The following is a 24,740-nucleotide window of genomic DNA, read 5'->3' on the forward strand; positions in this document are numbered from 1 at the left end:
GTCCCCAAAGCGAGGGACCGGGGGCACCCGGCGTTCCTACTGTAGTTCGGCGCTGGGTTGCGCGCTGTTGGTTTTGAGAGTGACGGAGCCGTCGCTGAGGCCAGAGGTTTTGGCGGTCAGTTTGATGGAGCCGGCTTTGTGCGATGTGCGAACGACGACGAGCGCGCGGCCCTCGAAGAGCTTGCGGCGATTGCCTTGATACGCGTCGGGATCCTGGGCGTCTCCATTGCCGACTGCGGCGATGGTGCCGGGGCCGCTGATATCGAATTGAACATCGTTGGTTGCGTGCAGATCGGGGCGTCCGTTCGCATCTACTGCCTCGACAGTAATGAAGGAGAGGTCTTCGCCGTTTGCGTTGAGTGCAGTGCGATCTGCAGTAACGCGCAGCTTGGTTGACGGTTGGGCTGTTGTCAGGATGCTTTCCGCAACGGCGCGATCGCCGCGGAGGCCAACGGCTTTGAGCGTGCCGGCCGCATAGGGGACCGAGAAGACTGCTTTGAACTCCTGGTCGCGGCCGGTGGGCTTTTCACCGATGAGCTTGCCGTTCAGATAGAGCTGGACTTTCTCCGCGCCGGAGTAGACTTCGACATCGACGTTCTTGCCTTCCTGTTCGGGCCAGGTCCAGGAGGGAAGCGTGGGGTAAGTGGCCCACATGATGGCGATGATCTTTTTGCCATCGGGCTCAGGCAGGCGCACGGTGGCGTAGACGCGGTCGCCGCCGTTCCAGATGATGTCGCGGTAGTAAGACTGCGGCTTGCGGAGGCCGGTGAGGTCAAGATCGCCGCACATGGCTGCGTGCCAGGGATAGCCATGCATGAAGACTTCCATCATCGCTTTGGCGGCGGGATCGGTGTTCTTCGCCATGTCGGCCATGACGTCTTTGCCGTTGGCCATGCCGGTGAAGAGCTGATCGATGAAGCCGGTGTTGGCCATCATTCCGCCCATGCCCTCGGCCATTTTGGCCTGTTGCGGTGTGCCGTATTGCCAGGCGCCGATGCCGGATTCACCGAGGTAATCCATTGCCGTCCAGGTGAGGTCGCCAAGGATGTAGGGATTGTCGTGGGAGACCGTCCATAGCGGGAAAGCCTTGGCGGGCCAGGACTCCGTAGTGAGCATCATCCGCGTTGGCAACTGCTCGTGATCTTTTTGGTATGTGGGAAGGATGTTGTAGTTGTAGCCGGTGATGTCGAGCTGGGAGAAGACAGCCTGCGCGGTGGGCTTGGTGGTGGTGCCGGGGAAGGCGAGGGTGAGGGGGCGCGTGTTGTCGAGGGCGCGGACCTGATCGGCGAGTTGCTTTGCGAGCTCTGCGCCGCGATCGACTTCGAGCTCTGGGATTTCGTTGCCGATGCCCCAGATGACGATGGAGGGGTGATTGCGGTCGCGGAGGACCATGGATGAGATGTCCTGCTTCCACGAGGCGTCGAAGTCGTCGCCGTAATCGAATTTGACCTTGTGCGCCTTCCAGACGTCGAAGGGCTCGTCGAGAACGAGAAGGCCGATGCGATCGCAGGCATCGAGAAACGCGGGAGAGGGCGGATTGTGCGCGGTGCGCACGGCATTCATGCCGGCGGCTTTGAGGAGTTCGACGCGGCGCTCTTCGGCGCGATCGAAGGCTGCTGCGCCAAGAGGGCCGTTGTCGTGATGGACGCTTCCGCCAGTGAGCTTGATGGATTTGCCGTTCAGGAGCAGGCCGTTTTCTGCCGACCAGGAGAGCGTGCGAATGCCGAAGGGCGTGGTGACCCGGTCGATGACTTTGCCGTTTTGGCGAATGGTGGACATGGCGCGATAGAGGTTGGGTGAGTCGGGTGACCAGAGGGCGGGATTCGCCACTGCGATATCTTGCGCGGCTTCGTCTTCTTTGCCGGGCGCGAAGGCGAGCCTGGATTGTGCGGAGCCAACTTTGTTTCCTGCCTTGTCGAGCAGAGTGGTATCGACGGTGACATCGGCGGCGGTGGAGGACTCGTTTGCGACGCGTGTGTGGACGGAGACTTTGGCCGAAATGGTTGTCGCCTCGGGTGTGGTGATGAAGACACCCCAATGCGCGAGGTGAGTGGGTTCCGTCACGACGACGCGGACGTGGCGGTAAATGCCCGAGCCCGAGTACCAGCGGCTGTTGGGCTGGGCGGAGTTGTCGACGCGGACCGCGAGAACGTTCGCGCCGGAGAAGTCCAGATTGGGAGTGAGGTCGAAGGAGAACGCGGTGTATCCGTAAGCATGCGTGCCGAGTTTGTGTCCGTTGAGATAGACGGCGGCATCGCGGTATACGCCGTCGAATTCGACGCTCACGCGTTTGCCTTTCCAGGTGGAGGGAGCCTGGAACGACTTGCGGTACCAGCCGATGCCGTTAGGGAAGAAGCCTCCACCACCGCCGCTGGGATTGTCTTTGTCGGGCTTGCTTTCGATGCTCCAGTCGTGGGGCAGATCGACCGTGCGCCAGGAGGCGTCGGCGAACGCGGGAGCTTCGGCTCCACTGGGATCGCCGAGGATGAACTTCCAGCCGGCATCAGCGGCGAGTTCCTGCCGGGGTGAGTCGGGTTTCGCTGCGTGGATTGAAGCGGGCGTGAAGCATACTAGAGCGGCGAGAGCAAGGAGAAGGCGGGGCTGGAGTTTCATCGAGTTCTCTTTCTGCTTTGAACTTTGGAGGGTTTCTTTCGGGGCCGGCGTCGGGGCGGAGGTTCTGGGGCGCGCAGGCCGAGAAGGAGGATGCGAATGGTTTCGCGGAAGAGGCGATCGACGGGCTGGCCGTATTCCTGTTCGACTTTGCTGCCGAGGGAGGCGAGGCGGCGCTGCGCACCGATGACGGTGTTGATGACGGCGTGCATGGTGAGGTCGGGATCGAGATCGTGGCGAAGGGAGCCGTCGGCGATGCCGTCACAGATCAGGCCTCTGAAGGCGTTGAATCCACCGGGATTGATTTGCGACTCCAGGGTGATGAGGCGTTCGGCGGGCCAGTGGCGCGCATACATCGCGTCAAACTGCGCCATGAAGCGCACGGTGACCGAGTTGTTCACGAGTTCATCGGCCATGAAGTCGAGGAGGGCAGTGATGCGGGCCAGCGCGTTGGGCGTGGCTTCGAGGGACTGCTGCGCGCGCGCGCTGGCCTTCTGCATCACGTCGGCGATGACGGCCCAGACGATCTCATCCTTGTTGGCGAAGTACTGGTAGATGGTGGAGGGCTGAACGCCGCTGGAGGAAGTGATTTCGGCCATGGAGACGCGGTCGATGCCGCGCTCGTCGAAGAGGGTCCAGGCGGCATCGAGAATGCGGCGGCGCTGGCGCTCGCGGTGAGCGGGATAGGAGCCGGGCGGCTTTGCTGTTTTCTTTCGGGGCATGCGCTCGATTCGGATTTCGCATCACAGGTACGAAATCGAAATAATATTTCGAATTTATATAGGGATGCGGATGCGGAAGTCAAAGAGAACTTCGGAGAGGCGCCTCTTGACGGGCCGGCCCGTTATGAAGAATGCTACATAGGGCAGTGACTTGGCGGGCGGTCGTGATCCGGCTCGGACAGCGGTGAGAAGCTCTTCTCCAACATTGCGATCTTCGGAGGTTATCAGCATGCAACTTCGTCTGGTTGGAAGCCTTACAGCTCTTTCCCTGTGCGGTGTCGCGCTGTTTGCCCAAACCAGTGCACCTAATGCGCAAGAGCGATCGGAGACAACGAAGACGGTTCACCAGTTGTTCGTGGAAGATCAGGAAGACTCATCGAGCGGTCCCAATGGGGGGCCGGGGTTTACGGAGGAGGAGTACAAGAAGCGGGTGGCAGTGCGACAGGCTACTGTGCGAGCTATGTTGGCAGCGGGCGAGGTGAAGACGGGCGATGACTTCAGAGATGCCGCGTTTCTCTTCCAGCACGGTGACAGCCCCGACGATTTTTTGTTCGCGCACATTCTGGCGATGGAGGCTGTGTATCGGGGCACGACGTCGGCAAGATTCATCGCGGCGGCGACGCTAGACCGCTACCTGCAGTTCATCAAACAGCCGCAGGTATTCGGCACGCAATATGTGCTCGACCGGAATATACCGCTTGCGAAAAACAACAGCGGGCTTCCGCTTCCGTTTGGGAGGACGCTCGCGCCCTATAACGAGAGCTTTCTGTCCGACCAAGTGCGAACCGATTTCTGCGTTCCGACGCTGGCACAACAGAAGGAGAATGTCGCTCTGTTCAATGCGGGCAAGTGGCCGCGGGAGACAATGCATCCGGCCTGTCATTGATGTGTGCGTCGTCTCTTCGAATTGTGCATGGTGCTAGGGGTTGGGGAAGGGGACAGACTCGGAGATGATGGGCCGGTCGACCCAGGTGAGATAGCTGATTCCTACGCGCATGTTGTGGTCGAGGTGGCCGGGGATGGTGATGGCGATGGCGATGCCGAGGATGGCGTGTGCGACGGCGAGCGGCCAGAGGTTCTTGTAGCGCAGGAAGAACAGGCATGAGGCCAGGCCGCAGACCAGCGTGATGAGAGTCAGTACAGGGTTGGGGAGATGCGCGATTGCGAAGAGCGCGGCTGATAGCGCGGCCGCGGCTGTGGCGTTGGGGATGAGGCGGACCGATCGGGCGAGGAAGAAGCATTGCAGGATGAGTTGCTGCAGGCCGGCCCATATTGCGTACCACGCGTAATGGCGCACGAAGAGGTAGGGCGAGTGGGGCAGGCGGAGCGTGTGCAGGTGTCCTGCGACGGCGATGGAGAAAAGGGCGATGGCGCCGGCCAGGGGGATGGCCCACAGCGATTGCCGCAGGTTCTCAGTGCAGATGCCCATGGTCTTCCAGCCGTCGAATGAGAGGGCGATGACACCGATGGTGCAGACGGCGGCGATGCCCCAGAGGGCGAATTGCCAGGGGCGGGGTGTCCAGATGACCAGAAGGATGAGGCTGTAGATTCCTGCGAGTTCGAGGATGTCACGGCGGCGTCGCTGTGCAGGAGTTTGGTGACAGTCTGCTTTATATTGGGCCGTTCTTTTATATAAAAACCACTGGGTCGTACCCATACTAGTGGGATTAGATGCGGAATTGTGGCACCTGCGGTGCGGCCACTGCGCCTTCGGCGCGATTTCGGGCTGGGGTGGATTCGCGGTTTCCCACTCTGTCGGCAGGAAAAAGCCGACAGGATGGGGCACGGGGTTACTTTGCTGCGTGTCGCTTCGTTATTCGAGGAGGATGGCGGGGTCGTGGTCGTGCTTGCGGGTGGTTAGGGTGATGGCGGCGCCGAGGATGAGGGCTCCGCCGAACCAGGCGAAGGGGCCGAGGTGCTCGCCGAGGAGTTTGACGCCGAGGAAGGAGCCGAGGGCGGGCTCGATGTTGAGGAAGACGCCCGCGCGCGAGGCGGGGACGTGGTGGATGCCCCAGTTCCAGAGGAGCGTGGTGGTGGCGGTGCAGGCGAGGCCCGAGGCGGCGAGCGCTCCCCAGGCCTTGAGGCTGACGTGGGCGAAGGGAACCGGGGCGCTGTTGTTGGGGATCCAGTGGATGAGGAGGCGGGGGCCGAGGATCCAGGCGGCGAGCATAACGGTTCCAGCCACTAGGGTGTAGGCCGTGACCACTGGCGGGCTGTGACGCTCCATGAGTTTTTTGCTGATCAGCACCCAGGCCAGAGAGATGCAGAGGGAGACGACGACGAGGAGGTCGCCGCGAAAGGTGGGCTCGCCGCGAGCGGGGTGGCCGTGTGTGCCTCCGAGGACGATGAGCCCGGCGCCGATGCTGGAGCAGAAGAGGGCTACCCAACCGATCCAGTCGAGGCGCTCGCCGGCGAAGAGGGCAGCCGCGGCGGCGAGGAGGACGGGCAGAGTTCCGACCATGAGGGCGGCATGGCTGACGGTGGTGAGGGCGAGGCCGTGAAACTGCATCAGGAACTGTAGCGGCACGCCGAGGAATGCGGAGATGAGGAGCAGCTTGAGTTCGGCGCGGGTGAGGCGAACGCGATGGATGATGGCCAGGGGCACGAGGCCGGCGCAGGCGAAGAAGAAGCGGTAGAGCACCATGTACTCCACGGACATTTCGTTCATGGCGATGCGGCCGAAGAAGAATCCGGTGCCCCAGAGACAGCCTGCGAGGGCGCATGCGCCGTAGCCGAGCCAGAGCGTGCGTTGGTTGATTGCGGCGGTGGAGGGCATCTCCTTTTAGGGTCGCATATGGGGGGAAAGGCAGTGGTCAGTGGTCAGTGGTCAGTGGTCGGTGGTCGGTGGTCGGTGGTCGGTGGTCAGTGGTCGGTGGTCAGTGGTCGGTGGTCGGTGGTCGGTGGTCGGTGGTCGGTGGTCGGTGGTCGGTGGTCGGTGGTCGGTGGTCAGTGGTCAGTGGTCAGTGGTCAGTGGTCAGTGGTCAGTGGTCAGTGGTCAGTGGTCAGTGGTCAGTGGTCAGTGGTCAGTGGTCAGTGGAGCTTAGATGCTCAGGGGTCAATGAAGAGCGAAGCACAAATATCAGGCTTAGGAGGAAGCTCGCTTTGAGAGACCAGATGTGCGACTGCATCCGTGAGCGGCTAAAGGCGCGCTCATTGTGAGTTTCTCCGCGAGCGGTGAAGTCGTGCCCTGACAGGCTTTTGCGTCGGTGGGTTTTCCGAAGGGTGTGAAGCCATGACCTATCCAAGCTTGAATCGGATGGGTGAGAATAGGGGGCGATGGTGAAGGTGGTTCCTGCAGCGAGATTCTGGGTTCGGACGGCCGTGGGGCTGGTGCTCGCGGTTTCGCTGTGGGAGAGCGCTCCTGTCGCGGGGGCGCAGGATGTGTTTCCGCACGGGCTGTTTGCAGAGAAGAAGAAAAAGGCCGCGCCGGCCGAGGCTGGGACCGTACGGGCCACGGTGCAGCCGTCGTTCAGCATAGCGGCCGAGCCGCTGGGGTATTCGCAGCCGGCGTCCTTTTATCTGGGCATGCGCAGTGCGCTGATGAGCCTGGATTTTTTGGACGAGGACAGGCTTCTGTTCACGTTCAGGGTGCCGGGGCTGATCAGCCGTTCACACCGCAATGAGGAGACGGAGAACGAGCGCAAGGTGCGCGCGGTGGTGCTGCGGTTGCCGCAGGGGAACGTGGAGTCAGAGGCGGTTTGGACGCTGCACGACAAGAAGCGCTATCTCTACAACCTGGGCAACGGGAAGTTTCTTCTGCGTGACAGGGATACGGTGCAGATGGGCGATGCCTCTCTGCAGTTGAAGCCTCTGCTGCAGTTTCCGGGGCCGGTGCTGTGGCTAGAGGTGGATCCGTCGCGGCAGTTTTTAGTGACTGGTTCGAGTGAGCCGCCGACACAGGCATCGCGGCCTGGGGATGTGGGGAGTCCGGCATCGGCGCGCGGGAATGTGACGACGGATGCGCCGGGGCTGAGCGATAAGCCGGACATGGTTCTGCGCATTTTGCGACGCGAAGATGGCAAGGTGATGCTGGTGAGCCATGTGCGGTCGGCGGTGCACCTGCCGATCAACGGGCAGGGGTACCTGGAACTGCTGCGAGGCAGCGGGATGATGTGGACGCTGAACTTCAATTATTTTTCGGGGGGCAACACGCTGGTTGGGCAGGTGGAGTCGGCATGTACGCCGCTGCTCGATTTCATTTCGCCGGGCGAGGTGCTGGCGACGGGGTGCAACTCGAATGGGGATGCGAAGCTGATGGCGCTTGGCCTGAACGGGAAGAAGCTGTGGCAGGCTCCGGCGGGGTCGTCGGTGTGGCCGGTGCTGGTGACGAATACGAAGGGGACGCGGATTGGGCGGGAGTCGCTGATGGCGGGGCGGGAGATGAGCACGATTGCACCCCTGGAGCCCGAGGACATCAAAGGGCAAGACGTGCAGATTCTGGATGCGGCGACGGGAAAGCTGGTTCTGCGGGCGGCGGCCACGCCGGTGTTCGACATCGGTGGTAATGTGGCGATTTCACCGTCGGGGCGGAGGGTGGCGATCATGATGGGGAAGAACCTGCAGATTTTCGAACTGCCCGATCCAACGCCGGTTCCGGATGTGAACCTCGAACATTAACAGGACGTCGCGAGTTACTGCCAACTTTCGGACGTCCCGTGTAAACTTTCAAGCGGGAGAAAACTCTTTGGCCACGGCTGCCCTCCACTACGCTGCTGCTGCGGCCTCCGACCGCGGCCGCAAGCGCGCAAACAACCAGGACGCATTCGGCTTCTCCATCGAACATGGTGTGTATGTGGTGTGCGACGGTATGGGCGGGGCCGCCGGCGGCGAGGTCGCGAGCTCGATTGCTGTGGACGAAGTGCTGCAGGCGCTGACGGAGCGGGACCGGGAAGCGCAGGTTCCCAAGCTTGCGGAAGATGCAGTATGCGCTGCCAACACGGCGGTGTACTCGCGCGCGCAGCGCAACTCGAACCTGTCGGGCATGGGCACGACCCTGGTGGCGCTGGTGGTGGAGCAGGCGCAGGTGTGGGTGGTGAACGTGGGTGACAGCCGCTGCTACCGTTTGCGCGAGGGTAAGCTGGAACAGCTGACGCTGGATCACTCGCTGGTGGAGGAGCAGGTTCGGCTGGGCCGGATGACTCCGCATGAGGCGCTGCGGTCGCCACTGCGCAACGTGATTACACGGGCGGTGGGCACGCAGAACGGCGTTACGCCTGACTGCTTCCAGTTCGAAGCGCAGACGGGGGACTTGTTCTTGCTGTGTTCGGACGGGTTGACGCGCGAGGTTTCAGACAGCGCGATCCAGGAACTGCTGGCGGGCGATCAGCCGCTGCAGGAGCGGGCGAACCGGCTGATTGAGGCGGCAAACAAGGCTGGGGGGCGGGATAACATTACTTGCATTTTGGTGCAGGCGATGGGGCAGTGAGTGCGAGTGGATAGTGGTCCGATGTCGAAACGTCCGCATTCGCGGTCACCTCGAATTTAGATAGGTACCGTATCCAGTTGGCATGACAAACCTGTACAGGCTCGACACCCGCGACAAACCAGCATTGCTATTCACGATGCTTCGAGTATTTGCATCCGACCAGAGCCGCGTCGCGTTCGAGGGCAACCTCGCGAATACGGAATTGTTCAGGATGGAAGGTGCGTCACACGAAGAAACAGAAAAGCTGAAACGTGCGACGACTGCGCCGCAGCTCGACTTCGTTGTTCTGCCTCTCACCCTGGACCGTGTTTCCGAAATCGAAAGAGCTATCCAATCCAAAATTGCGTTCAGCGGGTATCGAGGCATCGTTCACGTTCAGATTGAAAGAAATGAGGAACTGGTGTTCGGCGCGTACGACAACTTCGACAGAGACGCCGTGGTTGTGGACGGAATACCTTCGGTCGATTTGTTGGACCAACTCGTGAGTGATCGAACGCTCAGAAGCTATGCCGCGAAATCGACGCTGCCATCATGAGCGGTGAGTCGGCGATGTAAGAGTTTTGCGGTCGGATCTGACCGTCAAACTGCAACCGCGGATCCTTCGCTGCGCTCAGGATGACAGTGCCTGGGTTGGGGTATGAGCGGAGTGCGGGCTGCCTAAAGGCAGCCCCTGATACAAAGCACCTCTCATCACGGCTTTTTAGCAAGCTGTTGAATCGCGCCCTTTTACATGCATCGTGGGCCGGTCGCCCATGGCTTACAGACTGCCTTTACGCGGTTTCGAAGTGCTTCTCGATTTCTTCTAGGGTCTTGCCTTTGGTCTCGGGCAGGAAGAGCAGGACGGTCAGGAAGTAGACCACCGTGCATCCCACGAAGACAAAGAACATGCTGGAGTAGCCGTGCTTGCCGACCACGGGCAGGAAGACGGCGGCGAGCGTGGTGGAGACTAGCTGGTTGAGGACCAGTGCGATGCTCATGCCGTTGGAGCGGATGCGGGTGGGCATGAGCTCGCTGAGGGCGAGCCAGACGCAGACGCCGGGGCCGGTAGCGTAGAACGCAACGAACAGGTAGAGACAGATGGCCATGAGCCATCCGTTGGCGGCGCTGGGTATGGGCTGCACGAAGGCGTGGTCGATGTGGAGCGGTGCGGTGCGGGCGGCGTCGAGGTCGGCGAAGGGGTTCTGGAAGAATGCCTGAACCTTGCCGCCGGGCAGGGCTGCGCCGCGGTTGACGTCGACGGCAGAAGCGGAGTCGCCCAGGGTGACGGGGATGGTGCTGCCGGTGAAGTCGCCATAGGAGTAGACGATCCAGAGGGATTGTGCGCCGGTGGGCGTGACGCTGAGGCTGCGCGTGGCCTGTTCGTCCATGTGGAAGGTCAGCTTTTGATCGGAAGTGACGAGCGGCTGCACGGCGGCGGCGACATCGACGCGGTTCTTCTCGCTGCGCATGAACAGGAGCGCGGCGACGGAGAGGGAGACGATGATGCCGGAGGTTCCGAGGAGGAAGAGGAACTTGCGGCCCTTCTTGTCGACGAGGGTCATGCCGACGGTGGTGAACAGAAAGTTCATCATGGTGAACAGGACGTAGCCCCAGTGCGCCTGTACGTCCGAGAGTCCGCTGGAGATGAGGATGTTGGTATTGAATCCGACGATGGAGTTGATGCCGGTGGCGGTGTTGCAGGAAAGGATGACGCAGGCCAGCAGGAAGGGCAGGATGAAGCGGCGCTGAAAGAGCGGCTCGCGGCGGCCATGGCTGGTGGTTTTGGAGGCAGCTTCAGAGGCGATGTCGCCCATTTCGCGAAGTTCGAGAGCGGCCTGGTCAGCGGTGCGGGAGCGCAGCAGGGCGGCGTGCGCCTGGTCCTGCTTGCCGCGGCGGAATAGCCAGCGCGGCGACTCGGAGATGAAGAAGCTGGTAATGACGAAAAGGATCCCGGGCGGCATGGACATCCAGAAGATGCTGCGCCAGGCGTGGTCCTTGACCTGAAAGATCGCGTCGGCTGAGCCGATGCGGGCAACGGAGTCGACATGGTAGCTGACCAGCACGCCGATGATGGCGGCGGCGAAGATGCCGAGGGTGAGCATCCATTGGAAGACGGCGGTGCCGCGGCCACGCTTGTCGGCTGAGAGGCACTCAGCCAGGTAGAGCGGAATGACGACGCCGACGAGTCCGCCGCTCATGCCCTGGAGGAGTCGGCCGAAGAAGAGGGCGCTGTAACTCTGCGAGAGCGCGATGACGGGGATGCTGACGGTGAAGGCGACGCCGCTGACGATCATGAGGGGCTTGCGGCCCATCCAGTCCGCGAGGATGCCGGCGAAGAGCGTAGAGAAGACGCTGCCGAGCAGGACGGCGGCGACGATGATGGAGAGCTCGCCTGGGCTGAGGTGCGATGTGGCTTCGAGATAGGGGACTGCACCGCCGACGATGCCTACGTCGATTCCGTAGAGGAGGCCGCCGAGGCCGGCTACGAGGAGTAGAAAACGGTTGTAACGTGCCAGCTTCTTATCGTCGGAAAGGGATGTCACCTGAGCTCCAGACTGCATGAGTGCTCTCGCAAAAGGAATGGTGAAAGATTACAACACGGAGGCAGGGAACAGGGATCAGGGAACAGGGAACAGAAAGCCCTGGGGCGAAGCGGCTCTTCGCCCCAGGGCTTTGCGTGTGAAGCCGTGCGCACTAAATCCGAGTGGACACGGCGGCGTGGTTGCGGGCTTCAGAGGTTTGTTCACGCCAGAAGTGGGCGGCGCCTACGAGGGGGGCCTGGTCCCAGAGGGCTGACTGGACGATGTGGAAGCCGAGGCCATCGATTTGTGCTTCCGCGGTGGGCAGGAAGAGTGAGGCGGAACGTGCGATGCCGCCGCCGATGACGACCATTTGCGGATGGAAGGGCGCGATTACGTCGCGCAACACCTGGCCGAGATGCAGGCCGAAGTTGTCGAAGACTTCGCGTGCTTCGGGATCGGTGGCAGCGGCTGCGGCGATGGCGGAGACTTCGAGGTCGCTGCCCGTGCGGGCGAGGTATTCGCCTTTGACCGCGCGGGTGGAGATGAGGTCTTCAACGGTGCCGTCGTTGTAAGGATAGTCCCAGATTTCGCCGCCCGGCGGCACGCCCGGACCCCCGGTGACCTGAGCGCCGTCGATTGCGAAGGCGCAGCCGATGCCTGTGCCAAGAGTGAGGCCGACGGCCCGCTTTGCGCCTTTGACGGCGCCTGCGCCGACTTCGCCGAGAAGGTACGCGCCGGCGTCATTAAGGAAGCGGAACTGATCGCGATTCCAACCGAAGCGCTGGGCGAGTGCGCCGCGGAGATCGCGGCGGTAGAGCGCGGTGAGCTTATGCTCCATGAGGCTCATGCCGGCTTCCGTGTCGAACGGGAAGGGTACCGCGAGGGATGCGCCGGCGATGGAGTGCTCTCCGGCTGCGGCTTGCGAGCCGAGATTGTGCAGGAGGTCAGCGAAGGCTTCGAAGGTATCGATGCCTGCGAGTGGAGCGCCTGCGACGCGCACGACTTTTAGATCAGCGAGGCTGCACAGCCCCGCACTCACGTGGCTGCCACCCACGTCGTAGGTCAGAACAAAAGTGCTGAATGATGCACTCACGCCAGAGCCGCCTTCCCTGCATAGCTAAAGTGGTCTTTCTTGGGGCCCGCCGCAGCTCTCAATCGAGGTTGGAGCGCGGTCAATGTTGGATTGATGATAACGGTATCATGGCGGCGGCACGGCAGGATAGGATGTTACGCGAATAGAGAGGACGTTTATGCTCGCTTGGCTTTCGCGCGCGCGATTGGATCTTTGCGGTTTTGGCTCTGCGGTTTTGCTGGCGCTCTCATTTACAGGGGGCAGATCTCTGCCAGCGCAGGCGCCGCCTGTGCCGCAGGAGGTGTATGGGCCGTGGAGCGCGGTGATTCTGCCGGATGGTCCGGGGCTGATGGAGCCAGCGCCGGGCGAGTGGGGCGGGCCGTCGAAGGTGTCGAAGGTGCCGAGCCAGGTGCTGACGGGCGATGCGAAGTGGTCGCTGGCGTTCTGGTTCTACGCCACTGACCCGGCGAATTCGAATGGGTTGACGCTGCTGGCGGGTATCGGCGATCCCGGAGCGAAGGACGCGCGGTACGTTGCATTCGTGGATGGGCGGATGAGTTTGTGGCTTGGCCGCGGACAGGATCGCTTTGTCACGGCTGGCGGAGGCGTAAGCGAAGGGTGGCATTTCGCAGTGGCGACGGGAGACGGCAACGCGGTTGCGCTGTACGAGGATGGGAAGGCGGTTGCGTCGTCGGGGTACTCGCAGGGCAACGTTGCGGCGCAACTATGGATGGGGCCGGCGGGAGGCGAGCATCACTTCGGCGGGAAGATTGCGTATTTGCGGATCTACGACCAGGTTCTGACGCCGGAGCAGGTCAAGCACATGGCTGCCGAGAAGCCGAACTTCGACACGCCGGAGTATACGGAGGCTTCAGCGCACTGGCCGGTGCAGGTGCGGGCGATGGCGGGACAGACGGAGCCGCAGGATCCGATGACGCTGCCGCGGAGTAAGGTGGCGCCGCAGAAGCCGGTGGCGAAAGCACTGCGTGCGGCAGATCTGAAGAGCGAGTTGGCTGGGCAAAATCCGTGGACGATTCGCGGAGGCTGGAAGCTGGCGGCAGTTCCGGATGTTGGGGCGGCGGGTGAGGAGATTTCGAAGGCGGGGTTTGCGGCGAGGGGCTGGATGGCGGCCACGGTGCCGGGAACTGTGCTGACCACGATGATTGATCGCGGCATCTATCCGGACCCTGATTATGGATTGAATAACCTGGCTATTCCTGACAAGTTGGCGCGGCAGGATTACTGGTATCGGGTGGAGTTTCCTTCGGCAAAGGAGAACGCGGGCCGGAGGATGACGCTGACGTTCAACGGCATCAACTATGCAGCGGAAGTGTGGTTGAACGGGCAGAGGCTGGGCGATGTGAAGGGCGCGTTTATCCGCGGCAGCTTTGATGTGACCGATGAGCTGGCGAAGAGCGGAATGAATGCACTGGCGGTGAAGGTGAGCCCGCCGCCGCATCCGGGGCTGGCGCAGGAAGAGTCGATCAAGGCAGGGCCGGGCGATAACGGCGGGATCCAGATGCTGGATGGGCCGACGTTTTTAGCGACGGAGGGATGGGACTGGATTCCTACGATTCGCGACCGCAACACGGGTATCTGGCAGGATGTGACGCTGAGAGCCGAAGGCCCGGTGAGCGTAGGCGATGTGAACGTGATCACGACGCTGCCGAAGGCGGATAACAGCGAAGCGGATATTGAGATTGAAGCGCCGCTGGTGGATACGAATGACAAGGGAGTGGAAGGCGAGCTGACGGCGAGCTTCGACGATGTGAAGGTGACGAAGCATCTGCGCATCGGGCCGGGCGAGACGGTGGTGCGGCTCACGCCTGCGGAGTTTCCGCAGTTGAAGGTGCAGAACCCGAAGCTGTGGTGGCCGAATGGATATGGCGATCCGGCGCTGCACCACCTCACGGTTAGCTTCGCGCAGGCGGGTGTGGGGATTGATTCGGAGCAGGAGGTTGATTTTGGAATGCGCGAGGTCAGCTATGAGTTGTCGCTGCTCGATCAGACGGGACACATGCGCCGGGTGGAGGTGCTGCCGAGCCGCACGCATGACCAAGAGTTGCCGCTGATTAACGGGAGACACGAAGGGATTCGGCGGATTGATGACAAGACGCCGGACGAGGTGTTTCCCACGGGCACGCCAGGATGGCTGCGCGATCTGCTGATGCATGCGTGGGTCCAGACACTGCAGCCGGGCGCAGAGGGATCGGCGTCGGTGCGCGCGGTTGAGGGCGGATGGCCGGGAACCGATCTGGTGATCAAGGTGAACGGGGTGCGCATTGCGGCGCGCGGCGGCAACTGGGGCATGGATGACACCCGCAAGCGCGTGAGTGTTGAGAACCTGGAGCCGTACTTCCGGCTGCATCGCGACGCGCATGTGAACATGATTCGCAACTGGATGGGGCAGAACACGGAGGACAGTTTCTACGCGCTGGCCGATAAGTACGGCCTGATGGTGTGGAACGACTTCTGGGAGTCGACGCAGACTTACAATCTCGAGACGCAGGATCCGCAGCTGTTCCTGAACAACGCGCGCGATACGATTCTGCGGTACCGGCATCATCCGTCGATTGTGGTGTGGTGCGGGCGCAATGAAGGTGTGCCGCAGCCGATTTTGAACGAGGGGCTGGAGTCGCTGGCGCGCACGCTGGATCACACGCGTTACTACACGGGCAGTTCGAACATGGTGAATCTGCGCGGGTCGGGGCCATACCAGCTGGAGCCGCTGGCGATGTATTACCGCATTAATCGCGGGTTCAGTGTGGAACTGGGAATTCCTAGTGTGCCGACGCTCGAGGGCATCAAGGCGTTTATTCCTGAGGCGGATCGGTGGCCGATTTCGGATACGTGGGCGTATCACGACTGGCATCAACTGGGGAACGGTACGGTGAAGCCATTCATGGAAGCTATGGCTACGGAGTTCGGCGCACCGACCAGCCTTGAGGACTTCGAACGCAAGGCGCAGATGATTGACTATGCAGCACACCGCGCGATCTTTGAGGGTTTTGCAGCGCATTTGTGGCAGCCGAACTCGGCGCGCATGATCTGGATGACGCAGTCGGCGTGGCCCTCGATGGAGTGGAATTTTCTGGGGCACGACTACGATACGCAGTCGAGCTTTTATGGTACACAGAAGGCATGCGAGCCTGTGCATGCGCAGTTGAATCTGGAAGATGGATCGGTGGATCTGATCAATCTGAATGCGGCGAGGTCGCTGAAGGTGCGGATGCGCGTTGTGGGCCTTGACGGCAAGACGCTGAGTGATGAGACAAGCGCGGTGCAGGCTGCGGCAAATGCGCGCACGGCGGTGGCTAAGCTCGATCTGGAGAAGATTGCGGATGGGCATGCGGTGCTGGTGAAGTTCGATGTGATGGATGAGAACGGCAAGCCGGTGAGCGATAACTTTTACTGGTGGGCAAAGCAGGAGAGCACGCTGCAGGAGTTGAGCAAACTAGGCGATGCGAAGCTGACGACGAAGGCGAGTGCCGATAGCGTGGGCGGCGAGCGGCGGGTGACGGTGAAGATCAAGAATGACGGAGCAGTGCCGGCGATCTTGATCAAGCTGACCCTCACGAATGCGGTCAACGGAGAGCGGATTCTGCCGGCGTATTACAGCGAGAACTATGTTTCGATTCTGCCGGGCGAGGAGCGGTCGGTGGAGGTTGAGTTTCCGCAAGGGAGTGAGAAGCCGGCGCTTGGGATTCGAGGGTGGAATGTCGCGTCGGGCAACATTGCGGTGCAATAAAAAATGGGCCGCGGTTTCCTCAAGCCGCGGCCCGTCAGCTGCCTTCCTCGCTGCGAATTTATGGGGTGAGAGTCTCCGTTACCACTTCGATTTCTTCGCGACGCGTTGTGCCGGGGACGTCGAGAGAACCAAGCACGACGGGCCTACCGGAGGTGAGGCTTGATGTGCCCTCGAGCATGGTCTGGCGGATCACGGGGTCCGGCGCCGTGACTCCGGCCCTCTCATCAGTGATGGCGGACTGTTCGACCTTGGTGCGAAGGGCCGTTCCTTCGATGTTTGCGTCGATGTTCAGGCCTACGTCAACGTACTGAATCTGTGAATTCTGAGAGGCGGCCGCTGCGTTGTCGCCGGTCATGCCCGTGACTAAGGGCACGCGATTGCCCTGCTTCAGTATGGTCTTCCCGCCGGATGTAACGATCAGGGAGTAGTGCTTCGTGTTGGTGCGCTTGCCGTTCTCGACGTCACTGACGTTGTAGGTGACGCGATAGATCTTCTTCGGGCGGTCGAGTTCGGCAACCATTTTCTTCACGCCCTGGAGTTCCTCGGCAGTGCCGCGCACCGTGATCGCGTACTGCGTTGCGACTCCGTAGATTCGGATGCGGGTGAAGTTGTTACGCAGAGCCGTCTGGATATCGTTGAGATCGTTCTGTCCGGTCACGTTGGAGAGATAGATGGTTTCGGATGTTTCGGGGCCTCGCGGCTCAGGGCCTTTCGACTCCGTGTTTGTTGATTGCGCGTTTACAGCGCATGGGAAGGTAATCGCAGTCAGTGCGCATGCGGTGAACACGCATTGAGCCATACGCGACCTCAGCAAGGTCATTTCCTGCCTCCAAAAGCCGTTCATCAGAGGGACGCTCCGTTGCGGCCATTCGTCCTCTCATCCGATAAGACGCGAAGATCGGGATTTCGCTCAAGAATGTTCGCGGGTGCTCGATGTTGTCACAGGGAAGAGGCTCTGCTATGGTTCGTGGGAACGATATCGCGCAGCCAAATACGGGGTGAAATGAACGCAGGGCCGCGCCTTGTTCAGGTGTTCGCCGCCGCAAGGTCGGCAGGAGTTTTCGATGTTGTCTGCATTGATTGCCCGTTTTCTTTGCTTTGGTTCCCGTTCGACAAGAATCATTCATACTTTCGCTGTTCTTGTACTTCTTCCCGCAACGATGTTCGGAAAGATACTGGTGCTGTGGCAGCCGGGATTTCCGACGGTGGGCAGTGAGCCGATGGACCGCGCGGTGCTTGCGCGCGCACTCGATGGGATGAATGCATCCTTCGTCGATCTCAAAGGGCTGAAGGCTGCGGGCGCTCTTGATCATGCGGACCTGCTGGTTCTGCCGTACGGTTCGGCTGCTCCTGTTGATGCATGGAGCGCTATCGAACATTACCTGCATAGTGGGGGCAATCTGCTGATCGTGGGAGGTCAGCCGCTGCAGGTTCCTGTGGTGCAAGCCGGCGAGAACTTCGAGCAGTTGCGCGCGCAGAACTCGTATGCCGGTGAGGTTGGGTTTCGGAACACATATGAGGTGCCGGTGGCGGCCGGCGCGCAATTCAAGTGGCGCGATGGCTACGCGCTGGGGGCTGCGCCGAAGATTCGCGCGCGGAAGTTCTTTGCGGTGGAAGGGCATCTCGACGGGCTGGGCTACATGGCGGACAAGGACGGTTTGCTCGTGGCCGCGCCGGTGATTGTTGACGACCACGTGGAAGGCGCGATGAGTGGAAGTCGTATTGTGGCGCTCGACATCGAACCGGAGGCCGGCTATTGGGGATCGGACGATGGGATTGCGCTGATGCGCACGGCCGCCCACTACGCAGCGCAGGGGGCTGTCAGCCTGAATGTGGAGACGCTTTTTGCCACGCTGCGGCCGGGAGAGTTGCCAGTGATCACGGCGCATGTGCGGGAGCCACGGTCGAGCGGATCAGGGGCCGGCGAATTGAAGGTGACGCTGAACTCGGAGCAGGGAAGTGTCGACTCCGTAACGGTGGCAGTTGCTCATCCGGCTGCTGGGGATGTCGCGATTCCGTTTCATAAGGCGCTGAGTCCGGGGTTCTATACGGTCACCGCGACGTATGGTGAGGCCGGCCAGTTCAGGGCTTATTACCAGAACGGTTTCTGGGTGGAGGATGCGAGCGCGATTGCAACAGGCGAGCGCGTGACGGCGAATGGGGATTTTCTTGCGCGTGATGGTGCGCCGTACTTCCCGGTGGGGACGAACTATTTTTCTACCGAGGGCAATGGTTGGGATTTCTCAGGTCCGCGGAATGCGGCGGTGTGGGAGCACGACTTTGCGGAGATGGAGCAGCACGGGGTGACGTTCGTTCGTACGGGTGTCTGGATGCACTTCGGGCGCTTTACGCAGGAGACGGCTGGTGGCGGAGCAAATGAACGCTTTCTGCGGAATGTTGAGGCGTTCATGCTATGCGCGCAACGACATCACATCGTGGTGAATTTCACGTTGTTTGCGATGTCACCGCGCGCGGGCGATCGCGAGTGGGGAGAGCAGGAGGGAACGCTGCCCAATCCTTATCTGGATGCTGAGGCGTTGAAAGAGGAGCAGGCATACGCGCGATCAGTGGTGGAGCGGTTCAAGGATGCGCCGTTTGTGACGTGGGATCTGATCAACGAGCCTAGCTTTTCGAACCCACGGGTGATCTTCAAAGGCAACGTACCCAATGGCGATGGTGTTGAAGTTGCGGCGTGGCACAAATGGCTGCGCGAGAAGTACAGCGGTGATTTGCGCGCGTTGGCGGATGCGTGGTCTCTGTCGGTGGTTAAGCTGGGCAGCTTCGATGATATTCCGCTGCCGGCGCAGGCGGATTTGAGCGGGGAGCGCTACGGGAATTCGAGAGAGATTCGTGCGCTGGACTACAACCTGTTCGCGCAGGACATGTTCAGCAACTGGGTCAAGAAGATGGTTGTTATGATTCGCTCGACGGGGAGCACGCAACTTATCAATGTGGGCCAGGACGAGGGCGGTGTCACCGATCGCGTGCTGAACCAGTTCTATGGCGGGGCAGGCGTGTCGTTCACGACCAATCATACGTACTGGCAGGACGATGCGCTGCTGTGGGACTCGATTGCGGCGAAGCGGCCGGGGCTGGCCAATATCACGGGGGAAACGGGATTCCAGCCGGTGTGGTATCCGGATGGTACGTGGCGCTACAACGAGTTCACGGGGTTGGGCCTGACGCTGCGCAAGTGGGCGCTGGGCTTTGCGGCGGGATCGAGTGGGGCAGTGCAGTGGGACTGGGCTCGCGAAGCTGATTTTGGGATGAAGCGGAGCGATGGCTCGTCGAAGACGTGGGAGAACCAGATGCGCGCGCTGGGCGAGTTTGCGAAGAAGGCTGCGCCAGCGGCGACCTCGTTGATTGAATCTGAAGTCGCGATCGTGCTGCCGCAGTCGCTTCAGCTTTCGGTGGAGAATCATGTTGCGCTGGAAGCGCAGCAGAACGCGGTGCGCGCGTTGTATGGATATGCACGATCGCAGGCGTATGCGGTGGGCGAGTATCAGATCGAGTTGCTGGGGCATCCGAAGCTGATTCTGCTGCCCGCGCCGATGGGAATGACGGAGAAGGCGTGGCAGGGGATTCTGGATCGCGTGAAGGCGGGAGCGACGCTGCTGGTTACGGGGCCGTTCGATGGGGACGCGCATCTGCATGCGACGGGACGGGCGCAGGCATTGGGGATCAGCTATTCCAACGTGCCGCTCACGATACGCGAACAGCTGGTGAAGTTTCCGTGGAGAGAGGAGCGGGTCAGCTTCGGCGGGATGAAGACGACGACGCTCACGCAGGGTGAGCTTGCCGATGGAACTGGGTGGATGGAGAAGAAGATCGGCAGCGGGCGGATTCTGTTTTCGCCGGTGCCGCTGGAGCTAAGCGACGATCTTGAAGTTGTCGGCAGTGCGTATGAGTATGCACTGAAAGCAGCGGACGTTGCGCCTGTGTATTCGACTGCGCTGACGGACCCGGGGATTTTGATTGCGCCGACGGTGTTTCCAAAGGCGACGATGTATGTGATCACGTCGGAATCGAACCAGGGGCAGGTGACCTTCACCGATGTGCGCAGCGGGAAGACGTTCCGCGGGATGCTCGATCCGGGGAGTGCGGCGATTGTTCTGGTCGGAACGAACGGGAATCTCAACGCATCGTGGAACTGGTCAGCACAATGAGATGGAGGGCATGGAGATAGCGACGGAACTTAGAGTGCACATGATACCCTGCTTTTGCTCATCATTATCTTCATCATGACGTCACAAAAGGGCAGTAAGACAGCGCCGGGACGTTCTACGACAATGGCCGACGTCGCCAAGCTGGCGGGCGTAGGCAAGATGACCGTTTCCCGACTGTTGAGCGGCAGCGCCAATGTTTCGAAGGAGACGGCGGAGCGTGTGCAGCGCGCTATCCGCATGCTCAATTACCAGCCTAACGAGCTGGCGCGGAGCCTGCGTTCTCCGCATTCGAAGACGATTGCGCTGATCCTGCCTTATCTCTATGATCCGTTCTTCGCTACGTGCGCGCATGCGGTTTCGACCGTGGCTACGCAGCACGGGTACTCGGTGCTTATCACCACATCGGATGAGAAGACGGATATCGAGCAGCAGCAGGTGGCGCACATGCTGCGGCGGCGGATTGACGGGATGATTATCATTCCTGCACCGAATGAGGAGGACTATCTTCGCGGCAAGGACTTCGAAAGCGTACATATCGTGACGCTCGATCGGCCGGCGACACATTCGCGCTTCGATTCGGTGCTGGTGAACAATCGTGCCGGAGCACGCGCGGGCGTGGCGCACCTGATTGAGCACGGGCATAAGACGATTGCCTTTTTAGGGCTGGCGAAGGACTTGTTTACGATGCAGGCGCGCTACAACGGATATCGCGAGGCGATGACGGGGGCTGGCCTGACACCGGAACTTTACATTGAGTGCCGGTCGAACGAAGAGACGGTGACGCTGGTGCATTCGCTGCTCACCGAGAAGAGGCCACCCACGGCGCTGTTTGCAGGGAACAATCTGACGATGCGGTACCTTCTGCACGCGCTGAATATGCTGCGCATCGATGTGCCGGGGCAAATTGCTCTAGCGGGCTTCGATGATTTCGATATAGCAGACGTGCTGCAGCCAGCACTGACGGTGGTGCGGCAGCCTGTTTACCAGGTTGGCGAGATGGCAGCCAACCTGCTATTTCAGCGCATCTCGCGCGGCGAGTATCCAGCGAAGGGGCACCGGGTGGTGTTGCCCACGGAACTCGTTATCCGCCGCTCCTGCGGCTGCCATCGCGAGTCGAGGGTGACCTTTGGGGCGAAAAGCGTGGCGGACACAACACACGAGTAGCCCGAAGGCTTCTTGAGGGTTGTGTCCGCCAACTGGGCGCTAATTATGTGACTGCGTACCTAGACCGCTCTGCGGCCAGTGATCAGGTTGATGATCAACACTACGACGGCGACGACGAGAAGCAGGTGAATCAAACTGCCGGCTATGTGAAAGCTGAACCCCAGGATCCAAAGGATCAACAGGATCACAAAAATTGTCCAGAGCATGCGTTAACGTCTCCTTTTCGATGACATGCGCGCCCTGGGGAACAACGCAGACTTTCGGGCGCCTACCCTCGGTTGGATGCAGGTTTTGGGGAGACGAGAAACATCGGCGCGCGAAAAGGCGCGCAAGGTTCGTGACTCCAATCATTTTGTGGCGGGCCCTGCCGTGAGAATGTTGATTCCGAATGCCTGACGGGCGGCATCGGTAACATCCTCGTCGCAGCCGACGAAGTACTTCCCCGCGGGAGTGAAAACAGGAGCGGCAACGTTGGCGGCCTGATCAGGCGCTCTGCCGGAGGGCGAGGCAGCTTCAGTCTTCCGAATCGTAAGCTCCTACCAGAGAAGTTCCAGGGAATACGACCGTGAAGGGAACGTCGCCGGAGATCGAACTTGCTTCCCATCGCGATAGAGGTACGGTAAGCATCGTGCCAGGGAAACCACCGCAGTTACCGGGGCAAAAATCGATGGTATCCACCACCGTGAAGGTGAGAGACGGTGTCAGCAGCAGAGTGCCGTCCGTATTCTGGATAACGTTGACAGTGCCTGTCACGCTTCGGGCATCATTGATCGCGCCCTCGGTGTTCCTTCCGACTCTGCACGATTCCTGAGTTTTGCCGATGCCGCCCGCAATCAATCCGGGCACGGTAAAGGGGTCAGTGAAAACCATCTCTCTTTCCAGCATGGCGTTGACGGTAGCGGGGTCGAGGACGCTGAAGATGTTGACGTCGATGAAGTTTCGTCCGGGAGGGAAGGTGGGCGGCGATGTTCGGAAGGCGTCTTGCAGCATCGCCCGGATCCGTTCGCTCATGGCGCGCGTCGTAAGCGAGCGAGTAAAGTCTTCTGCGTATGTCGCGCTGATGTCTCCCGCGGGGGCGGGGTTCCAAACAAAGGCGTTGAAGAGCGGCAGCGCTCTGCTGTTCGCACTCCCAATTCTGGATAAAACCGTTGCAGCATTAGCGGCACGGTCGGCGATGGCCTCAGCCTGCGTGGCGAACGGCCTGCAATAGTCATCGGGGCAGTCTGGATTCCTAGCGCAAGCGGTTCCTGAAGATTGCTGCTGCGCGGGAGGCGGGTCGTGGTGTTCCGGAGGTGGTGGGGCACCGGGGAGGAAGAGAGTAACGCGGCGGTTCGAGGCTTCCGCTCCGAAGTCGGTTGTCTCTCCCTGCATATATGCATCGATTTGTCCTTCCGGAATGCCTGGGCCGGGGTCGGCAGACGGGCTGATCATTTCAGCTTTGACCGCACTCACCCGATCGCAGGAGAGACGCCAATTCAGGGCCTGGTCACCCGGCTCGCTGGCGAACCCATCGATACGAACCCTTGGGCGTGTCCCGGCCGCTCTCCAGTTCACGACGAAATTGGCGATTTTACCTGTCGCGGTACTGTCGAGCGAGGAGCTGTTGTTGGCAAAGAGAACAAAGTCGGTAGCCGGAGGAGCAGCCGCCTGGGGCACAGTGCAACTCAGAACCTGCGGTATCTGGCTGGTGTCACCGAGGCGGCGCAGGCTTGCGTTGTCACTGTCGCCCTTCTGCTGAATCACATGAGCTAACTCATGTGCGAGCAGGCTTCTTCCGGACTCAGTATGAGGCGCGTAGCTGCCGGAGCCGAAAACGATATCGTTGCCGACCGTGTACGCAAGAGCCCGCACGGCCGCGGCTGACCGGGCTGCGTCTTCGCCCGTGTGGATGCGCACGTCTGTGAAATCCTGATTGAATCGGGGCTCGAGAAAAGCCCGCGCCGAGCGGTCAAGAGAGTGCCCAGGCGAGCGAAGGACATCGTGCACTATAGGAGGGGCTTCGCCATCCGCTAGCGTGCCTAGGGTTTTCCGTCGGACCGTCTTCTCTTCTTCATCGCACTCCTTGCATTTCCTGCTGATCTGCCGAATTGACGGCATTGTTACGGGGGGTGGCGAGGTCATGCGCATTACGTGGCTGGCGGCACGATCTGCTTCGGCTTCCAGCGGATCGTTTGCCGCGCCGATCTGGAGACCAGAATGCGAGGGCCGCGGATTCCGCGATAGACGGCGCAATGCGGCCTGATTGCCGAAGTACTTTTCAGCAGGAGCGGCAACGTTGGCGGCCTGATCAGGCGTTTGCGCCGCGTGATCTTGCGAGGCGCATGGCGATTGAGCGCGGGTTCTCATAATGTAGACGACCCTCCAAAGGGGAAGAACGGTCGTTGATGAAAGCTAAACGATTCCGGTGCACTTGCAATATCGATTTCCGAGGCACGCACACAAGGCGCATTTTGATTGCGGCAGACAGTCATTGCGATCACCTTTGCAATCGTCGATGATCTTCTTGCTGGCCTCGAGGCAATCCATCATGTTTGGCGCCTCATTGCTGTCTTTCGTGGTGTTGCAAAGCTCGATGCCGGCTCCGCGATCACAGGGGAATGCAGGCATGTTGAGATCGGGGTAGGTGCCGGGCTGCCTTTGAACGCGAGGGCAGGCCGCTGCGTTGGATTCGCCTTTGTGATCCGCACCGCCCTGCTGTGCAACATGCGCGAGCTCATGCGCGATGAGGCGATTGGGACCGGCACTGGCTCCGGGACCCAGCACGATGTCAGAGCCAGTGGCGTAAGCCAGCGCGTTGACAGAGGCTGCCGATTGTCGCGCGACCGTATCCGAGTGCACGCGCACGCTGCTGAAATCCATGCCAAAGCGCGGTTCGAAGAAAGCCCGCGTGGGGGCGTCGAGAGGCTGTCCGGGTGAGCTGAGAGCCTGGCTTACGATGGGAGGCGCGACGCCCTTGGCCTGAGCCGTGCCGTTGTTCTTAGTTTGGACTTTGTCTTCTTCCTCGCATGCGGCGCACTTGCGTTGAATAGTGTCCGCCGGTGCAGGGCCGGTCATGCGCATCACGTGGTCGGCGGTGCGATCGGCTTCGGCTTCGAGGGGGTCGTTGACCGCGCCGACCTGGAGGCTGCGCTGAATGCTGGGCGTGGTGCGCGAGAGGCGGCGCAGCATCGCCTGATTGCCGAGGCATGGAACTGGGCGCGAGACAGGCGGAGTGGTTCTTACCGCCTGTTGCGGCGCCGGCTTGCGGTAGAGCGAACGGGTTGGAGCTAAAGAGTAGCGCATAGTCACCTGAACTGAGTCAGCAGGCTAGACCGCTGACCATTCATTTCGGC

Annotated in this window: 18 protein-coding genes; 8 read left to right on the forward strand and 10 right to left on the reverse strand. The window is 61.0% G+C overall.

All coding sequences use genetic code 11. The features are described from left to right. Nucleotides 1-36: 36 nt before the first annotated feature. Together MOP44_RS14155 and MOP44_RS14160 are read right to left on the reverse strand one after the other, a co-directional pair. Nucleotides 37-2,613 (reverse strand): glycoside hydrolase family 2 TIM barrel-domain containing protein, encoded by a 2,577-nt coding sequence (locus MOP44_RS14155; protein ID WP_260790586.1) that lies wholly within the window; start codon nucleotides 2,611-2,613, stop codon nucleotides 37-39. After that, nucleotides 2,610-3,332, reverse strand: a complete 723-nt coding sequence (locus MOP44_RS14160) for a TetR/AcrR family transcriptional regulator (RefSeq protein WP_260790587.1) — start codon at nucleotides 3,330-3,332, stop codon at nucleotides 2,610-2,612. Before MOP44_RS14160 ends, MOP44_RS14155 begins: the two co-directional genes overlap by 4 nt. 229 nt (nucleotides 3,333-3,561) lie before the next feature. On the opposite strand from MOP44_RS14160, the gene MOP44_RS14165 reads away from it, so the two are divergent. Continuing rightward, nucleotides 3,562-4,218 carry a hypothetical protein gene (locus tag MOP44_RS14165; RefSeq protein WP_260790588.1) on the forward strand — a complete coding sequence of 219 codons (657 nt, stop codon included), beginning with the start codon at nucleotides 3,562-3,564 and terminating at the stop codon, nucleotides 4,216-4,218. A gap of 33 nt (nucleotides 4,219-4,251) precedes the next feature. Here MOP44_RS14165 and MOP44_RS14170 read toward each other — a convergent pair whose 3' ends face one another. After that, nucleotides 4,252-4,989, reverse strand: coding sequence for a CPBP family glutamic-type intramembrane protease (locus MOP44_RS14170; protein WP_260790589.1), 738 nt, complete (start codon nucleotides 4,987-4,989; stop codon nucleotides 4,252-4,254). Between the two features lie 156 nt (nucleotides 4,990-5,145). Next, a complete protein-coding gene (locus MOP44_RS14175) occupies nucleotides 5,146-6,108 on the reverse strand; it encodes a DMT family transporter (protein WP_260790590.1) in 963 nt (320 codons plus the stop codon). An 18-nt stretch (nucleotides 6,109-6,126) separates the two neighbouring features. Between MOP44_RS14175 and MOP44_RS28080 the strand changes: the two genes are divergently transcribed. The 4 genes from MOP44_RS28080 to MOP44_RS14190 all read left to right on the forward strand — a co-directional run bounded on the left by MOP44_RS28080 (nucleotide 6,127) and on the right by MOP44_RS14190 (nucleotide 9,292). Continuing rightward, nucleotides 6,127-6,438 carry a hypothetical protein gene (locus MOP44_RS28080; protein ID WP_390905434.1) on the forward strand — a complete coding sequence of 104 codons (312 nt, stop codon included), beginning with the start codon at nucleotides 6,127-6,129 and terminating at the stop codon, nucleotides 6,436-6,438. 170 nt (nucleotides 6,439-6,608) lie between these two features. Next, nucleotides 6,609-7,949 carry a hypothetical protein gene (locus MOP44_RS14180; RefSeq protein WP_260790591.1) on the forward strand — a complete coding sequence of 447 codons (1,341 nt, stop codon included), beginning with the start codon at nucleotides 6,609-6,611 and terminating at the stop codon, nucleotides 7,947-7,949. A gap of 67 nt (nucleotides 7,950-8,016) precedes the next feature. After that, nucleotides 8,017-8,757 carry a Stp1/IreP family PP2C-type Ser/Thr phosphatase gene (locus MOP44_RS14185; protein WP_260790592.1) on the forward strand — a complete coding sequence of 247 codons (741 nt, stop codon included), beginning with the start codon at nucleotides 8,017-8,019 and terminating at the stop codon, nucleotides 8,755-8,757. Nucleotides 8,758-8,839: 82 nt separating this feature from the next. Next, nucleotides 8,840-9,292, forward strand: a complete 453-nt coding sequence (locus MOP44_RS14190; RefSeq protein WP_260790593.1) for a hypothetical protein — start codon at nucleotides 8,840-8,842, stop codon at nucleotides 9,290-9,292. 235 nt (nucleotides 9,293-9,527) lie between these two features. On the opposite strand, the gene MOP44_RS14195 is transcribed toward MOP44_RS14190, so the two are convergent. Together MOP44_RS14195 and MOP44_RS14200 are read right to left on the reverse strand one after the other, a co-directional pair. Then, nucleotides 9,528-11,297, reverse strand: a complete 1,770-nt coding sequence (locus MOP44_RS14195) for a sugar porter family MFS transporter (RefSeq protein ID WP_260790595.1) — start codon at nucleotides 11,295-11,297, stop codon at nucleotides 9,528-9,530. Between the two features lie 133 nt (nucleotides 11,298-11,430). Beyond that, nucleotides 11,431-12,351: an ROK family protein gene (locus MOP44_RS14200; protein WP_260790597.1), complete on the reverse strand. Its 921-nt coding sequence runs from the start codon at nucleotides 12,349-12,351 to the stop codon at nucleotides 11,431-11,433. 157 nt (nucleotides 12,352-12,508) lie between these two features. On the opposite strand from MOP44_RS14200, the gene MOP44_RS14205 reads away from it, so the two are divergent. Further along, nucleotides 12,509-16,078 (forward strand): glycosyl hydrolase 2 galactose-binding domain-containing protein, encoded by a 3,570-nt coding sequence (locus MOP44_RS14205; protein ID WP_260790599.1) that lies wholly within the window; start codon nucleotides 12,509-12,511, stop codon nucleotides 16,076-16,078. Between the two features lie 58 nt (nucleotides 16,079-16,136). Here the strand turns inward: MOP44_RS14205 and MOP44_RS14210 are convergent, their stop codons facing one another. Beyond that, nucleotides 16,137-16,898, reverse strand: coding sequence for a hypothetical protein (locus MOP44_RS14210; protein WP_260790601.1), 762 nt, complete (start codon nucleotides 16,896-16,898; stop codon nucleotides 16,137-16,139). Between the two features lie 340 nt (nucleotides 16,899-17,238). On the opposite strand from MOP44_RS14210, the gene MOP44_RS14215 reads away from it, so the two are divergent. Together MOP44_RS14215 and MOP44_RS14220 are read left to right on the forward strand one after the other, a co-directional pair. Further along, complete coding sequence (locus MOP44_RS14215; RefSeq protein ID WP_260790603.1) at nucleotides 17,239-20,244, forward strand: beta-galactosidase; 3,006 nt, start codon at nucleotides 17,239-17,241, stop codon at nucleotides 20,242-20,244. A gap of 75 nt (nucleotides 20,245-20,319) precedes the next feature. Continuing rightward, entirely contained in the window at nucleotides 20,320-21,408 is a 1,089-nt protein-coding gene (locus MOP44_RS14220) for a LacI family DNA-binding transcriptional regulator (RefSeq protein ID WP_260790605.1), read from the forward strand. A gap of 59 nt (nucleotides 21,409-21,467) precedes the next feature. On the opposite strand, the gene MOP44_RS14225 is transcribed toward MOP44_RS14220, so the two are convergent. The 3 genes from MOP44_RS14225 to MOP44_RS14235 all read right to left on the reverse strand — a co-directional run bounded on the left by MOP44_RS14225 (nucleotide 21,468) and on the right by MOP44_RS14235 (nucleotide 24,690). Beyond that, on the reverse strand, nucleotides 21,468-21,614 hold the full coding sequence (locus MOP44_RS14225) for a lmo0937 family membrane protein (RefSeq protein WP_260790606.1): 147 nt from the start codon (nucleotides 21,612-21,614) through the stop codon (nucleotides 21,468-21,470). Between the two features lie 307 nt (nucleotides 21,615-21,921). After that, a complete protein-coding gene (locus MOP44_RS14230; protein ID WP_260790607.1) occupies nucleotides 21,922-23,754 on the reverse strand; it encodes an eCIS core domain-containing protein in 1,833 nt (610 codons plus the stop codon). Nucleotides 23,755-23,799: 45 nt separating this feature from the next. Then, the gene (locus MOP44_RS14235) at nucleotides 23,800-24,690 is read right to left on the reverse strand and encodes an eCIS core domain-containing protein (protein WP_260790608.1); all 891 of its coding nucleotides are present in this window, start codon (nucleotides 24,688-24,690) and stop codon (nucleotides 23,800-23,802) included. Between the last annotated feature and the right edge of the window lie 50 nt (nucleotides 24,691-24,740).

This window comes from Occallatibacter riparius (assembly GCF_025264625.1).
GTDB classification, from domain to species: Bacteria; Acidobacteriota; Terriglobia; order Terriglobales; family Acidobacteriaceae; genus Telmatobacter; species Telmatobacter riparius.